General features: G+C 35.4%; 9 protein-coding genes, 1 pseudogene and 1 other annotated feature. Of the genes and pseudogenes, 9 read left to right on the plus strand and 1 reads right to left on the minus strand.

Annotated elements, in window-relative coordinates; translation table 11 throughout:
* Window positions 1-1,071 precede the first annotated feature (1,071 nt).
* Complete coding sequence (locus K8L98_RS11635; protein ID WP_223442615.1) at window positions 1,072-1,989, minus strand: PhzF family phenazine biosynthesis protein; 918 nt, start codon at window positions 1,987-1,989, stop codon at window positions 1,072-1,074.
* A gap of 122 nt (window positions 1,990-2,111) precedes the next feature.
* Between K8L98_RS11635 and K8L98_RS11640 the strand changes: the two genes are divergently transcribed.
* The 9 genes and pseudogenes from K8L98_RS11640 (at window position 2,112) to vanY (ending at window position 12,712) form a co-directional block, all read left to right on the plus strand.
* Window positions 2,112-2,999, plus strand: a complete 888-nt coding sequence (locus K8L98_RS11640; RefSeq protein ID WP_223442616.1) for a LysR family transcriptional regulator — start codon at window positions 2,112-2,114, stop codon at window positions 2,997-2,999.
* Window positions 3,000-3,250: 251 nt separating this feature from the next.
* Window positions 3,251-3,682 carry an HIT family protein gene (locus K8L98_RS11645; RefSeq protein WP_223442617.1) on the plus strand — a complete coding sequence of 144 codons (432 nt, stop codon included), beginning with the start codon at window positions 3,251-3,253 and terminating at the stop codon, window positions 3,680-3,682.
* Between the two features lie 456 nt (window positions 3,683-4,138).
* Window positions 4,139-4,361, plus strand: a binding site (T-box leader).
* A gap of 53 nt (window positions 4,362-4,414) precedes the next feature.
* Window positions 4,415-6,115, plus strand: a complete 1,701-nt coding sequence (locus K8L98_RS11650; RefSeq protein WP_223442618.1) for a 2-isopropylmalate synthase — start codon at window positions 4,415-4,417, stop codon at window positions 6,113-6,115.
* Between the two features lie 460 nt (window positions 6,116-6,575).
* Window positions 6,576-7,544, plus strand: coding sequence for an alpha/beta fold hydrolase (locus tag K8L98_RS11655; RefSeq protein WP_223442619.1), 969 nt, complete (start codon window positions 6,576-6,578; stop codon window positions 7,542-7,544).
* A 362-nt stretch (window positions 7,545-7,906) separates the two neighbouring features.
* Window positions 7,907-8,547, plus strand: a pseudogene (locus K8L98_RS11660) (DUF3885 domain-containing protein).
* A 716-nt stretch (window positions 8,548-9,263) separates the two neighbouring features.
* Window positions 9,264-9,443, plus strand: coding sequence for a hypothetical protein (locus K8L98_RS11665; RefSeq protein ID WP_223442621.1), 180 nt, complete (start codon window positions 9,264-9,266; stop codon window positions 9,441-9,443).
* Between the two features lie 487 nt (window positions 9,444-9,930).
* Window positions 9,931-10,626, plus strand: coding sequence for a vancomycin resistance response regulator transcription factor, VanR-F/VanR-M family (gene vanR / locus K8L98_RS11670; RefSeq protein WP_223442624.1), 696 nt, complete (start codon window positions 9,931-9,933; stop codon window positions 10,624-10,626).
* Window positions 10,619-11,731, plus strand: coding sequence for a HAMP domain-containing sensor histidine kinase (locus K8L98_RS11675; protein WP_223442627.1), 1,113 nt, complete (start codon window positions 10,619-10,621; stop codon window positions 11,729-11,731). Before vanR ends, K8L98_RS11675 begins: the two co-directional genes overlap by 8 nt.
* A 102-nt stretch (window positions 11,732-11,833) precedes the next feature.
* Complete coding sequence (gene vanY, locus K8L98_RS11680; RefSeq protein ID WP_223442631.1) at window positions 11,834-12,712, plus strand: VanY-A/VanY-F/VanY-M family D-Ala-D-Ala carboxypeptidase; 879 nt, start codon at window positions 11,834-11,836, stop codon at window positions 12,710-12,712.
* The last annotated feature ends 23 nt before the right edge of the window (window positions 12,713-12,735 follow it).

Genomic DNA, 12,735 nt, shown 5'->3' on the forward strand with positions numbered 1-12,735 from the left:
TAACAATACTTAATCAATTACTTCCTGTAATTGGCTAGCTAAGTATTCACTTTTTGGGGGTAAATCCCTATCCATTAGGAGTAATGCTGATCTTACTTAGAAACTGGTTAATGATATGGCTATGAAATCCTAAGAATTCTAGAGCATTCGTGAGATTGAAATTAGTTTATCGAGGGAGTTTAGTTTAACAGGAATAAGAAGGCGATTGAAAAATTAATCATAATAAAGGAATTCTAGATTAGATCAATGAACCCGTTTATTTGTTGAGGCCATAAATGTAAAAAAGCCTTGTGGTACTTAATTTCCACAAAGGGCTTTTGCATTTAGTAAAGAGTAGGGGTTGGAGGACAGGCAACAGCATCAATAAATCTTGGATCAATACCATAAAACATCCAGAAGACACCGTTCCATCTATATCCAGAAACTTCACCATACTCGACGCGAGTTGGGTAAAACCAAAAGCGTTCTCCATTTATTAGCCAAACATATGTGTTTTGGTATAAACAGTCAATTACATAGGATACAGAAGGCTTGGGTGGAATGAATGTCGGGGGAGGCGATTGTGGTTGTTGTCTCATTGGACCTTGTGGTAGAAAAAATACCATATGATTTCACTCCTTTTCAGATTGGTCTTCAACATTATATGAATAAACAACCAGAAGGTTAAAAAAGGACAAATAACTTTGAACTAACGGGTGCTTAGTTCAACAAGAAAGAGTAGTTAAGATCTTCAACAATCGGGGGCGTTAATCCAAGAAGGGTTAACGCCATTTTTGTTAAACTAACTTACCGTAGAAACAAAATGAATTGTCCTTAATGGAATGGAATAAACAATAATTTATAAGCAAATGAAAATAAAGCTTATTAAGCAATCGGGGGCGATTGCTTAACAAAGTCTTATTGAAGTAAAGGGCGGTTTCAATGGTTCTGATCAACAATCGGGACAAATTGTTGAATAACAAATAAAAATTTCAGGTATAGTAATTAAAGAAAAAAGAGAGAATTTTCGGTCTTTTTTTGTATGTCTTCTGCGTCACTTTTCATGTAATTGCTTTGCATCCATTAACACAATTATATATAAATTTTTCCTTCCCCTACTTTCACACAAGCTCCTCCGATTTTGACTTGTTTATAATCATTTCCTTCTTTACTGATAGAAATATCAACAAAACTAGGACGCCCCATTTCTAAACCTTGTTCGCTGCGGATGGTATATGTTCCATTTTCATTGAATGGAATGAGTGCATGTTCGATGAGATAAGCCCCTAAAGGTCCACTGGCGTTACCAGTAGCGGGATCCTCAGTAATTCCCATGGCAGGGGCAAACATGCGGCCATGTACCGTTGAACTAGGATTTACAGTTTCTAGCGTGAATACGAAAATATGCTGCGTATCCTTATTAGCTGAAAAAGATTGCTGCCACACATCATTTCGGAAGTTGATACGTTTCATGGCATCTAGTGAACGTACAGGAATATATAAGAAAGGAACACCGGATGAAATCGTTTGGATAGGCAAGTTAGTATCAATTTCGTCAACAGACAATGACAAAAGATCAGCAATGACTTTGGTATCATGATACACTTCTCCAAATTTCGGGATTGGCTGACTCATTTCGGCCTTTGTGATTTTATCATGCTCTTTATAAACAGTTACGTGAATATCTCCTACCCCTTCTTCTAAAATCCACTCATTAACACCTTGTACGGTCTCTACCCAATTTTCAAGTCCTAAGAGAAATGCGGTTCCTACTGTTGGGTGACCTGCTACTGGCAACTCAATTTGCGGGGTGAAGATCCGTACTTTTTTAGTTTTGGTCTGATCGCTAGGCGGGAAAATAAACACTGTTTCAGATAGGTTCAATTCCCGGGCTATTTTTTGCATTACATTTGTAGCAAGTGGTATTGAGGATTGAAATACAGCCAGTTGATTACCTCCAAACCTTTGATCAGTAAAAACGTCGACTAAAACGTAAGATAATTCTGACATTTTCATTTCTCCTTTCAATAAAAACTCTAATAAAAGAATAACCCTTTTCTTTACATTAGTAAAATGAATCTTTATGATTATAAACATGAATAATATTCATGCATGGAAATGAGGATAAAATCATGACGCTTATTCAAATGGAGATTTTTTTGAAAGTAATACAAACAGGGAGCTTTACTAGAGCTGGAGAAGAACTGGGGTTGTCTCAATCAGCAGTGAGTCATGCAATAACCAGTCTGGAATCTGAATTAGGTTTTATGTTAATCAAACGAAACCGATCAGGGGTAAGCATTACTGCAAATGGAGAACGGATGTTAGGTTATATAAGTAAAATCATGCACATAAAGGAACAAATGGAACAAGATGCAGCGAGTATCACAGGGGGACACACAGGTACGATCAGAGTAGGTACTTTTTCTAGTGTCTCCATTAAATGGCTGCCTCAAATCTTGAAACAATTTCAACAGAACTACCCTTCTATCCAAGTAGAATTATTAGAAGGGGGTTATGAGGAAGTGGAACACTGGATCAATGTGGGTTTAGTCGATTTGGGTTTTATATCAGTTACACCAAAAAATGTTCATGAGGTATTGATACTAAAAAAAGACCGATTCGTTTTACTTCTCCCTCAAGGACATGCGCTTTGTCGAGATGGCTCTATTACGATGGAGAAGATAGCAGCAGAACCTTTTATCATGCCCAAAAAAGGGTGCGATGCCTATATAAGAAAGCTTTTTAAAGAGAGAAAATTAAAACCTAGTATCCGATTTGAAATAGGTGATGACCATGCAATAGTCGCATTAGTTCAAGCTGGGTTAGGAGTTAGTGTTTTACCGGAGATGACACTGCCAAATTCAATGGATAAAGTAGTGTCAGTCTACATTGGTGATGAAATATACCGAACGATTGGTATTGCTTCTACTTCGTTTACCACTCTTTCTCCAGCAGCTAAGAAGTTTTTAGAGGTAACAGAAGCTTGGATAATAGAAGAACGATCATTTATTCGTTAATTACAAGGATTACTCTCTAGCGTATAGGTAGTTGTAAGATATTGTGGAATCGGACCAGATAATTGAATAACACTCGGAAGTTAATTTGATATTTATGTTACAAAATAGAGATTGTGAAGTAATGTACTTAAAGTAATAGGCAGTTTAAATAAGGAATTCATAATTTTAAAGAAGGAATATTCGACATATCCAGAGAAATTAATGTTTTTAAAACTTAATTTAGATGTAGCTTTATTAAGGAGAGAAAAAACATGACTTCAAACTTCCATAATGATTGTATTTTTTGTTCAATAGTTTCAGGCGATATATCCTCCAGTATTGTTTATAAGGACGATTATGTAATTGCCTTTATGGACATCTCACCTATTAATCAAGGGCACTTGCTGGTCATTCCTAAAAATCACTATGTGTATTTGTCAGATGTGCCAGAAAAGATAGCTGCCAGAATGTTTACTGTTGGTCAAAAGTTAGCAAATGCAATTCGTAAGTCCGATGTAAAATGTGAGGGCATTAACTTTTTTCTTGCAGATGGTGAAGCAGCTTTTCAAGAAGTCTTCCATTCGCATTTGCACGTATTCCCACGATTTAAGGGAGATTCGTTTAAAATTGATGCAGATTGGTCGGTAAATCCATCACGGACAGAGTTAGACGAAATAGCAAAAAGAATATGTTCATCAATGTAGGCACTTAAATAACTAACAGCGGGCAGTTTAATGGAATAACACTTCCAAACAAAACAGGATATTTATATTAAAATCGGTGTGACATTGTGAAGAAATGTACTTATACGCATTCCTTGTGACTGTAGGAATTATGTATTCAGCACAAGCGAAAGTTTTGGGGATATTATTGGGGATAATATTAAAACGGAAATTGCAGAATAGCTAATGAGCCCTGCACTTTCCTCAACAATTTTGTAATCGTTTCCAAAAAAGAAAACACCATCGGTGACAGCACTGTTCGTAGACACATAACTGAAATTATCTGTGTGAGATGGAAAGTGTAGTTGTAACATAACCTGGCTTTGTTATTTGCGAAGCTGGTTTTTTAATTGAGCAAAATTAAAAATTATGGCTTGATTATTATTAAAATTCATTATAAGATTAGAAAAATCAGATAAATCAAATAAATTAATTAACTGAAACACTATGAACGGGAGTATTAAGGAATATTTATTGTTAAGAGAACTGTCGGCTGGTGAAAGACAGTCAATAAATCCCCCAACTCGCCCAGGAGTGGTAAGGCCGATATGTAGGTCTTAACGGTTGACCGCCGTAATAAAGTCCTTAAGCGGGTTCGTTTAGTTTTTTTAAATGAATCAATTAGAGTGGTACCACGTAGGCAAAGCCTGTCGTCTCTTATGAGATGATAGGCTTTTTTATTTTCAAATAAATTAACAAAAAGGTGGAGTCTGAATGAATATCGAAAAATATTCTAGAGGTTACTTTATGCCCCCAGTGAAAAGCTTGAAATGGACAGAGAGGGAGTATATTACGGAATCTCCTACGTGGTGTAGTGTAGATCTTCGAGATGGAAATCAGGCTTTGGTCGTCCCTATGAGTCTGGAGGAGAAGTTAGAATATTTTCAATTGCTTTTGCAAGTAGGTTTCAAGGAAATAGAAGTGGGCTTTCCCGCTGCATCGGAAACAGAATTCGCTTTTTTACGCAGATTGATTGAACAAGATTTAATTCCGGATGATGTGACTATTCAAGTGCTAACACAGTCAAGAGAACACATTATAAGAAAAACATTTGAAGCGCTAAAAGGTGTGAATAAAGCAGTGGTGCACCTGTACAATTCCACATCAGTGGCACAGCGTGAGCAAGTATTCAAAAAATCTGAAGAAGAAATTATTGACATAGCTGTAACCGGAGCAAAGATGCTTAAGAAATATGCTGATGAAACCGAGGGAGATTTCCAGTTTCAGTATTCCCCGGAAAGTTTCACGGGTACAGAAGTGGAGTTCGCACTTGATATCTGCAACCGGGTACTTGATATATGGAAACCGACAGTCAAAAACAAGGTGATTATCAACCTCCCAGCTACGGTATCAATCTCCATGCCTCACGTTTATGCAAGTCAAATTGAGTATATGAGTGATCATCTGAACTACCGGGACAATGTGATCCTGTCACTTCACCCACACAATGACAGAGGAACCGGGGTTGCAGATGCAGAGCTTGGAATGCTTGCCGGAGCGGAGAGAGTTGAAGGAACATTGTTTGGAAATGGAGAAAGAACAGGCAACGTAGACATTGTAACGCTAGCATTAAATATGTTTTCACACGGAGTGGATCCTAAGCTGAATTTTGAAAATATCCCTAAAATTATTTCCATGTATGAAGAATTGACAAAAATGAAGGTTCACGAAAGACACCCATATGGCGGTGAACTCGTCTTTACTGCATTTTCAGGCTCCCATCAAGATGCCATTGCCAAAGGGATGAAATGGCGTGAAGAAAAAGAATGTCAGTATTGGACCGTCCCTTATCTATTGATTGATCCGATGGATATTGGCAGAAAATATGAAGGAGATATCATCCGTATTAACAGCCAATCCGGTAAGGGTGGAATCGGCTATGTGCTTCAGCAAAAGTATGGACTTGATCTGCCTGCCGAAATGCGTGAGAGCTTCGGATATAGTGTTAAAAATGTTTCGGATCGAAAGCACAAGGAGCTTATGCCGAATGAAATCTATGACATTTTTATCAACGAATATGTGAATATTAATACCCCTGTCGAGTTTATCAATTACAAATTTACTCAAAATGATCATTACGAAACAATTGTATCGATCCGGATGAAGAATGAAGTACATGAATTTAACGGTGTGGGGAATGGAAGACTAGACGCTATCAGCAACGTTCTTCAAACCCAATTGGGTATCTATTATAAAGATTTAGTTTATAAAGAGCATGCGCAAGAAATAGGCTCAGGATCAAACGCTGTATCTTATGTAGGGATTACCGATATGGATGGTGTTGTATATTGGGGCTGCGGGATTGACGCTGATATTATGACCTCTTCTGTAAAAGCTCTGTTTAGTGCCGTTAACAAAATGGTATCCAGCTTACAACTTCCTGTTGATAAAGAATTTATCCTTTTAAAAAAATAAGCGGGAAATGCTTCTGAAGAAAGCCAAAAACGTTGATAAATCAACGATGTAAAAAATTCTTGCATAATCGATAAAAAACGTAAATAGGCCAAACCCTCCAGTACAGTTATTACATTACAGTGCCACATCGTGCAAGTTCACTTTGTGTTTAAACATTCTTTTCCTCCACACAATATGTAGGGGATGAATCTGGATGGTATGAGGACAAATTGAGCACTACCAATGATTAAAAATAAAGAAAGACTAGTAAGGTGTATGTGAAAGGACTTAAATAATGTCCTTTCACCATACACCTTTTTTAAATGAAATTTAAACTTTCCTCTTACCTGACTTTAACCTTTATTGCCTAAGATAGACATGAAAAGGTAAAAGGAGGATTGGTCATACCTAAAGAAGAAAATCCGTCATTTAGAATCGAATATAGCGTTTATATCCATAGAGTTTATATAGGAAGTGGTGAATGAAAACAAAAATAAAGAGTATGACGAGAAATATTTTATTAATTATAGTAGCAGTCCTTCTTATTTGGATCATTTTTCATAATGTTATGACTATATATGAACAAAAAAAATACCAAGCATTAGGAAAATTAGTTGAAGTGGGTGGAAACAACATGCATGTCTATACAAAGGGTGATGGTCGAAATACAATTCTCTTATTAAACGGTTTGGGCACGGCTGCACCAGTGATGGATTTTGAACCTTTGATTAATGAGATGGCTAAGTACAATAAAATTGTAGTCGTAGAACCTTTTGGATATGGCTGGAGTGATTTAACAAATAAGGAACGAACAGTGGAAAACATAGTTGAAGAAGTAAGAACAGCTCTAAAAAAGTCAAACATAGAAGGGCCATACATATTAATGCCTCACTCTGTTTCCGGAATCTATAGCATGTATTATGCTAATAAATATCCAGATGAAATTAAAGCTATTATAGGGATTGATTTTACATTGCCGAAGGCTTTAGAATATTTTGCAGAGTCTGCACCAACATTGCCAAAGTATATGAGCTTTGCTGCCCCGACTGGAATTGTAAGATTTGCATTAACTATCACCTCTGATGAATTCCTGCCAATAGCAAATGAAGGAAGTTATTCTAATGAGAATCTAAAGATGACCAAAATCATTTCTGCTTGGAAAGGCTATAATCGAAATGTAGTGGATGAGGGAAATGAAATAAATAATAATATAGAAAAAACGAAAGATATGTCATTTCCTGCGCATTTGCCTGTCATGATCTTTACTGCGGATAAAAATGAAGGAAATAAAGAAGGCCGATCAAATAAAACTTTTTATCAATCGCAATTAAGAAATGTAGCTATAAATAAACTCGTTATTTTAGAAGGACACCATTATCTCCATTGGACGCGGTATAAGAAAATATCCGATTACGTAAATGAATTCACGGATACTTTTGTAAAGGATTAATAGAATGTATTCATCTAAAAAGAAGCTTGTTGTTTATGCAATATCTATACAGCAAGTTTATTTTAATATATTTAACAATCAAGGCGCTTATCTGATTTAAAGATAAGTGTCTTTTTAATGAAAAACGATTGTGTTAGTCATATCGATTTGAAATAATTGGTACTAACAAATGGACAGGAGTGTGAAGGATTCGACTTTTTACCTTCTTTATTTAAGGCTGTTTTCTAAAAGATTGTTCTAACTGGATAAAAGAACTAACTACTTGTATTTTATGGTGAAATATATAATTGGTTCTTATTCAACAAACGGGCAGGATCGTGGAATAAGAATGGTAAAATGAAAGAAACAAACGAGGTGCGGATGTGTTTTTAAATAACTATTTCAATGATAATTTTCCTAACCTAAATTTTCGACCACCTTTATTTTATAACTGGGAAATAGGTATACGGTTCGGATTAGGGGTGGAGTGGAATAGAGAATATGATTACAAAACAGTCCTTATATAAAAGGGGTTTATAATAGGGCTATCACTTTATTTAATTCATTACATTCACCAGACGAGGAAATTTTGGTTGTTATGGATGTGAATGATTTTGGAGTTGGAATAACCTATAAGCACAAAGGTAGGCTTTTTTCTCCATATGTATTTGAAAAATCAGTCCTATATAAATTAAAGCATATAGAGATACCTTTTATATCTCCAGAAGACAATGAAGATGGAAAGTATAAAACACATAGATTTACTCTTAAATGTAAAGCATCTGATATTAAATACATTCCATTGTTAAAAGCAATATGCAATCAAGATTTAGGTATTCAACCAAGTATTTTTCATATGATATATTTTTTAAATATCAAAAGAAAAACCATTTTTTATGTTTATGATGACAGGGGTTGTGATTTGCTTGCTGCATTTCCTGAGCCCATACGGGATATTTATAACAAATTCAATCACTGGATATTAAATTACGACAGGGATGAAATAGACAAGGTATTTAAATAAGGATTCATCCTTCTTCAAAAAACGGTGGTCATTGCATCAAACTGCGGTTGCACTATGGGCATCTAAGGGATGAGTTACTAGGAGATAGAAGATGAAAAAAGAACAAAAGAAGCGTCAGGACGGATTTTTTAAAGACATTATAATTGAGATTCGAGATTCAATATTATTTGAATTGATATGGAATATCATAATTTTTATTCCAAGAATGATGTTTCGCATAATAAAGAATATATTCTAACAATGTGAATTAGTTAGTTCAACACGAACTTATCCAGCTATAGAAACTACAAGTGTTATTCCGCTAAAGAGGGCTATAAATGAGAAAAATGCATTACTTAAGGAAATGATAAGTGGAATTAGAAAAATGATGATTTATGAATCATCCGAAGGCTCCTGCGTTTTCTCTAGGACACAATTAATAATGAACTTTGCATTGCAGATCATCACTGTGAAGAATTAGCAGCTGATGAAGAATACTGTGAGGAGATGGGGATTACAGAACAGGACTGGATATTCATAAGCGATCCAAGTGATGAGTGCCAGGAATTCCAAATTAATTAAAAAATAGGACTGTTCATCATTCGGGGGCGATTGCAGCACCGCGTGATCGCCATTTCATATTGAAAAATCGCGCATAAATTGTTCAATATGACGATTGTTTAAAGTGGGTGATTATGAGATATAAAATTGTAATTAACTCAATAGGAGAGATAATGATGGTGATTCCAGAAGAATTAGACCTAATTTCTGTATTTGGGGCAATTCCACAGAGGAAAGATGAAACAGATCCTTTTTATTATGATAATTTAACTTTTGTTTTTGAAAATCAATATGAATTATATGAAATAAGCATTTCTCCTTTTTATCACGAATTTTCTTTAAGTGTTAAGGAATAGAAAACAAATAAAGTAATGTCATATCTTGAATTACTATCTGTTAGTAAAATTGAGATTTGTGAAAATAAAAAGGAAAAATTCAAAAATTCGTTTGTTTCACGGCAAGTCTGACAGATATATAAGTATAATCGAGATAACTTTAAAACCTAAATATCATTTGATTTTCTGAGAACAATACCGTTATTCTTTTGTCTAAAACATTGGATTTCAACTGTTGTCCTTTTTCCTTATTAAGCTAAAGGGCAGTTTAATTGAAGATGGTTCCCCTTTTTGTTCAAAAATCGGGCCATATTCTTGAATAAGTAAAGGGAATAATAGAAAATAAAAAGAAGCTCTAAATTATTCAATTAACTGCCATGCTAATTAAGATCATGCTGATAAGGCATCCCGCCAAAAACAGCGAGGTTTTTTGAAGCGTTCAGCTGCGTATAGTTTAATCATTAGATTATAAATTAACTTAATGCAACTTTATATAGGAGTGGAGTAGATGAAACGTATTTCGATTTTAATAGCTGATGATGAGGAGGAGATTGCTGATTTGATTGCCATCCATTTAGAAAAAGAAGGATACCATGTCATTAAAGTATCTGATGGGCAAGAAGCCATTCATGCTATCCAGACTCAGTCGATTGATTTGCTAATTCTAGATATTATGATGCCGAAAATCGATGGATATGAAGTAACGCGCCTAATTCGCGAACAATATAATTTGCCTATCATTTTTTTAAGTGCTAAAACATCTGACTTCGATAAAGTCCACGGACTGGTGATTGGAGCCGATGATTATATGACAAAACCATTTACCCCGATTGAATTGGTGGCCCGTGTAAATGCGCAGCTTCGGCGCTTTATGAAGTTAAATCAACCCAAGATAGATATTAAATCGAGTTTGGAGTTTGGCGGATTTGTGATATCCCCTGAGGAGCGGACCGTTGTTTTATACGGTAAAACCATCGAGCTTACTCCGAAAGAGTTTGCCATTTTGTATTTACTTGCGAGTCATCCAAAGAAGGTTTATAGTGTTGAAAATATTTTTCAACATGTGTGGGGAGAAGCATACTTTGAAAGTGGCAATACTGTCATGGTACATATTCGTACGTTGCGGAAAAAACTTGAAGACGGCAAACAGAACCACAAATGGATTAAAACCGTGTGGGGAGTTGGGTATTCCTTCAATGGTTAAAATGGTACACAGCTTTCGTTCAAAGATGGTGCTATTATTTGGTTTAAGTATGATTTTTTCTGGAATTATAACGTTTATAGTCTTTAAATCACTCCAATTCTATTATCAATCGAATGCCCAGTATGGTGACCGACTGGAATATTATCGGAAAATTATGAAACAATTTGGCGACATTAACGTCTTTTTACTACTATTTATCCCGCTTTCGTTTATGTTCTTTTACTTACTCACGAAGCGATATTCTAGCTATTTTAACGAGATTTCAATCGGAATCCATTATCTCTCTCGGGGAGACTTTTCACATCAAATTCAAATCAAGTCAAATGATGAATTTCGAGATATTGCCCATGATATTAATTTGGCAAGTAAAAAATTGAAACAAGCTGTAGAAAGAGGAGATTTTTCGGAAAGCAGCAAGGATCAGTTGGTCGTCAATTTGGCACATGATTTACGGACACCGCTTACCTCTGTTTTAGGCTATTTGGATTTGGTACTAAAAGAAGAGAATTTGAAGCAAGAACAGGTTAAACATTTTTTAACGATTGCTTTTACCAAATCTCAGCGTTTAGAACGACTTATAGATGAATTATTCGAAATAACGAGAATGAACTATGGCAAGCTGCCCGTGAATAAAAAGCGAATTAATTTATCTGACCTGCTCCATCAATTAACGGAAGAGTTGTACCCGCTTTTCGAGAAAAACCATTTGATGGCCCGAATGGACATTCCTCCTCATTTACCTTTTGTTGGTGACGGAGAATTGTTAGCACGAGTGTTTGAAAATCTTCTGACCAATGCCAATCGTTATGGATACGATGGCCAGTTTGTAGATATTAACGGCTTTATTGATTCAGGAGAAGTGGTTGTTCAGATTGTGAATTATGGAGATAGTATTCCACCGAATGAACTGCCGCATGTTTTTGATATGTTTTATACCGGTGACAAAGCACGAACTCAACAAGAAGACAGCACAGGTCTTGGCTTGTTCATTGCGAAGAATATTGTGGAGCAACATAATGGAACGATTACTGCAGAAAGTAGTTTAATACGTACGATATTTGAGGTTCGTTTACCGCAGGACAGTGTACCAAATAATCAAACTTAATATCCAAGTAAATGATTTAAGAAAAATTTAATATTTACCCTACTCTTTTTTTAAATAGTTTCTCCTATTCTAAAGCAAGTAAGATCAAGGAGGAAATTGAAAATGAAGACGTGGGGATTTTTATTTTTTTTAATATTGTGTTTGGGATTTGCTATCGGAAATATAACACCGTTGTTTCAAGATAAAGTAGAGTTTCAAAAAAATGCTCAAAATCATCAAGATAATATAAATTATTTAGGAACTTCTGAACGTATCCAAAACAATGAGATTGCAGAAGATCAGATCTATCAAGGAAATCTACTCTTGGTCAACAAGGAATATCCTGTTCACCAAGAGAGTATAAAATCAGATGTCGTAAATTTATTTAAGCATAAAGAATTGATAAAGGGATACGAGTTACTGAATAGTGATATTAAATTGTCAGAGGATGTCGCACGTAATTTTTCAGAGATGACAACTGCTGCTGAAAAAGAAGGAGTTCGTCATTTTTTAATTAATAGTGGCTTTCGAGAATTTGAAGAGCAAAGTGTACTTTACCAAGAAATGGGCTCTGACTATGCCTTGCCAGCAGGTTTTAGCGAACACAATTTGGGTTTATCACTTGATGTAGGATCTACTCAAATGAAGATGAGTGAAGCACCAGAAGGAAAGTGGATAGAAGAAAATGCTTGGAAATACGGCTTTATTTTACGCTATCCAAAGGATAAAACTGATGTCACAGGAATTCAATATGAACCGTGGCATATCCGCTATGTTGGCTTGCCTCACAGCGCGATTATGAAGGATAAGAATTTAGCTTTGGAAGAATATTTGGATTATCTAAAAGAAGAAAAGAACATTTCTGCTAGTGTTAACGAGAAAAAATATACTGTTACCTATTACTCCATTTCTCATAGCAGTCCAATTAAAGTACCAGAGGATCTCTATTATGAGATTTCAGGCAACAATATGGATGGAGTAATTGTGACCGTGCACGAATAATAAATAGATAAAAAAGGAACTAA

This window comes from Metabacillus dongyingensis (assembly GCF_019933155.2).
Classification (GTDB): Bacteria; Bacillota; Bacilli; order Bacillales; family Bacillaceae; genus Bacillus_P; species Bacillus_P dongyingensis.

Coding starts and splice junctions, on each gene's coding strand:
- K8L98_RS11635 (WP_223442615.1), bottom strand. CDS start 1,989: ATGTCAGAATTATCTTACGTTTTAGTCGACGTTTTTACTGATCAAAGG.
- K8L98_RS11640 (WP_223442616.1), top strand. CDS start 2,112: ATGACGCTTATTCAAATGGAGATTTTTTTGAAAGTAATACAAACAGGG.
- K8L98_RS11645 (WP_223442617.1), top strand. CDS start 3,251: ATGACTTCAAACTTCCATAATGATTGTATTTTTTGTTCAATAGTTTCA.
- K8L98_RS11650 (WP_223442618.1), top strand. CDS start 4,415: ATGAATATCGAAAAATATTCTAGAGGTTACTTTATGCCCCCAGTGAAA.
- K8L98_RS11655 (WP_223442619.1), top strand. CDS start 6,576: ATGAAAACAAAAATAAAGAGTATGACGAGAAATATTTTATTAATTATA.
- K8L98_RS11665 (WP_223442621.1), top strand. CDS start 9,264: ATGGTGATTCCAGAAGAATTAGACCTAATTTCTGTATTTGGGGCAATT.
- vanR (WP_223442624.1), top strand. CDS start 9,931: ATGAAACGTATTTCGATTTTAATAGCTGATGATGAGGAGGAGATTGCT.
- K8L98_RS11675 (WP_223442627.1), top strand. CDS start 10,619: ATGGTTAAAATGGTACACAGCTTTCGTTCAAAGATGGTGCTATTATTT.
- vanY (WP_223442631.1), top strand. CDS start 11,834: ATGAAGACGTGGGGATTTTTATTTTTTTTAATATTGTGTTTGGGATTT.